Genomic DNA, 2,342 nt, shown 5'->3' with positions numbered 1-2,342 from the left:
CGATGCAATAGTTTGCTGGAATCGCTCGACTGGCGGGGGGCCGCGCCGATCAGTCGATTTAGGACCGGATTCGGCCACAACCGGCGTTTCAGGAAATTGGGCGGTGTGCCTTTTGGCTGGCTGCTTCACTTCGGAAATGGACAGACGAGCTACACGCGCAGTTCGGCCTTAGCGACGGTCACCCTTCAGGCGCCGCGCGGCGGCTGCTCGTCCCTTTGCAGTCATTGGCGGTCCGGTGGTGGTAAACGTCGGTGTCCGACAAGAGTGAATGAGTATTCGCGACCCGTTTCAGCCGTTGAACATTTCGGAACCCACCAGCCGTCTATCTACCTTGCGGCATCCGTCCAAGAGCAGCAGGCCTTGCTGGCTGTTGCTCACGCGTAGCGGCCCTTCACGCTTTTTTGCCTGCGCGTGAGACGGAGCGCTTGCTGGCACCCTTTGAAAAGCGTTGACGATTGCCAAGGAGCGCAACCAGCCGCGTCTCGCATTCGGAAAACGAGTACCCGCGCCGCTGCGAGATCATGAACGTGAGGGCGCGCATGTGCCATGCGCGCCGTTGGAGTTCGACAAGTGTTCCGTTCGCGAGGTCTTCCGCAACCACATGATGCGGCATGTGCCCCCAGCATAAGCTGCCCTTTAGCAAATCGTGCTTCGCGCCGAGGTCATTCACAAGCCACTGGCGTTCACCGGCGACCCCTTGTTGGGTCTTTCCCGCATCTGGCTGATTGTCGGTTACGACGAGCTGGATGTGCCGGCCAAATTCCTCCCGCGGAATCGGCCCCGCGATTGCGGCCAGCGGATGCGATGGCGCACAGACGGTCACCATTTGCGCTTCACATAGATGCTGCCTTTCTATGGTACCCGGGCTCAGCTCCGGCACGTCGGTGATCGTCACGGCCAATGCGCACGGTCCTTCGAGAACCAGGCGCTCGCCGCCTTGCATGGTCGTCATGCGCAGATTGATTGCAACGGTTGGAAAGTCCGACTGCAGCCTGCGCAGGCATTCAATCAGGTGCGCGCGCGGAAAATAGGTATCCACTGCAATCGAGACCTGTGGCACCCCGGCTTCAGCAATCGCAACCGCGCGCGTCTTCATTTCCTCGGTGCGTGTGATCACCCCGCGAGCATCAGGCAGGAGGCTTCGGCCCGCTGCTGTAAGCGTGGCTTTGCGGGCGTTCCGTTCGAACAGCAACACATCGAAGGCACTCTCGAGCGCGTTGATCGCGTGACTGATCGCTGACTGTGCACGCCTTAGCTCCCGTGCAGCCCCGGAAAAGCTTCCCTGGTCACACACGGCAACGAAGGCCCGAAGTTGATTGATGGTGACGTTATCGAGCATACGTATCTAAAAAGTAGATGGTACCTATAGATATTCAGTCAATTGGCTTCATGGATCAAGAGGTGCAGGATTGCATTTCTCGCTTTTCTTTCGAAGGATGCATGACATGAACAGACTGAATGGAAAGACCGCCGTGATCACCGGTGGCGCTACCGGCATCGGCCGGGCCGCAGCAAAGCGCTTCATCGAGGAGGGTGCCTTCGTCTTCATCTTCGGCCGGCGGCAGGAAGCACTCGACGCCGCTGTTGCCGACCTCGGGCCCAATGCGCGCGCGGTGAAGGGCTCGGTCTCCGATCTGGCCGACCTCGACCGACTCTACGCGGCGGTGAAGGCCGAGCGCGGAACCCTCGACATCGTCTTCGCCAATGCCGGTGCGGGAAGCATGCTTCCGCTCGGCAAGATCACCTCCCAGCATATCGACGAAACCTTCGATACCAACGTGAAGGGCACGATCTTCACGGTCCAAAAGGCGCTGCCGCTGATGGGCAAGGGTGGTTCGATCATCCTGACCGGATCGAGCGCCGGCACCACAGGCGCCCCGGGAATGAGCGCCTATAGCGCGAGCAAGGCGGCGGTGCGCAACCTCGCACGGACCTGGGCCGAGGACCTGAAGGGAACCGGCATCCGGGTCAACGTGCTGTCACCCGGGGCGACGGCGACCGAACTCGCGAAGGAAGCGCTAGGCGAGGAAGGTCAGAAGGTCTTCGCCTCGATGACTCCGCTTCAGCGCATGGCCGATCCGGCAGAGATAGCAGCGGCGGCCGCCTTTCTCGCGTCGCCGGACAGCAGCTTCATGACCGCCAGCGAGGTTGCCGTTGACGGCGGCCTTGCGCAACTCTGACCTGCTACGCCCGCCGGTCACTCCATTCGACTTCGGAGCCCGTATGGCGTCGCACCAAAGGAAAACATATGAGCTACGCAATTATTGGACGGCCTCAAAAGCGAGGTGCAACACGTGTCTCGTATAAGGTGTTGCAATGCCCGACAAAACTACTTCGTACCA

Annotated in this window: 2 protein-coding genes; one reads left to right on the top strand and one right to left on the bottom strand. The window is 60.5% G+C overall.

Annotated features, from left to right (window positions below):
* Positions 1 to 391 precede the first annotated feature (391 nt).
* Positions 392 to 1,339: a LysR family transcriptional regulator gene (locus AWB66_RS32270; RefSeq protein ID WP_087634025.1), complete on the bottom strand. Its 948-nt coding sequence runs from the start codon at positions 1,337 to 1,339 to the stop codon at positions 392 to 394.
* 106 nt (positions 1,340 to 1,445) lie between these two features.
* On the opposite strand from AWB66_RS32270, the gene AWB66_RS32265 reads away from it, so the two are divergent.
* Positions 1,446 to 2,180 (top strand): SDR family NAD(P)-dependent oxidoreductase, encoded by a 735-nt coding sequence (locus AWB66_RS32265; RefSeq protein ID WP_087634024.1) that lies wholly within the window; start codon positions 1,446 to 1,448, stop codon positions 2,178 to 2,180.
* Positions 2,181 to 2,342: the final 162 nt, after the last annotated feature.

The organism is Caballeronia telluris, assembly GCF_001544495.1.
GTDB classification, from domain to species: domain Bacteria; phylum Pseudomonadota; class Gammaproteobacteria; order Burkholderiales; family Burkholderiaceae; genus Caballeronia; species Caballeronia telluris.
This window is presented reverse-complemented; position numbering and strand designations above follow the sequence as displayed.

What these genes read in the sequence shown, in the direction of transcription:
- AWB66_RS32270 (WP_087634025.1), bottom strand. Translation starts at nt 1,339, where the DNA reads ATGCTCGATAACGTCACCATCAATCAACTTCGGGCCTTCGTTGCCGTG.
- AWB66_RS32265 (WP_087634024.1), top strand. Translation starts at nt 1,446, where the DNA reads ATGAACAGACTGAATGGAAAGACCGCCGTGATCACCGGTGGCGCTACC.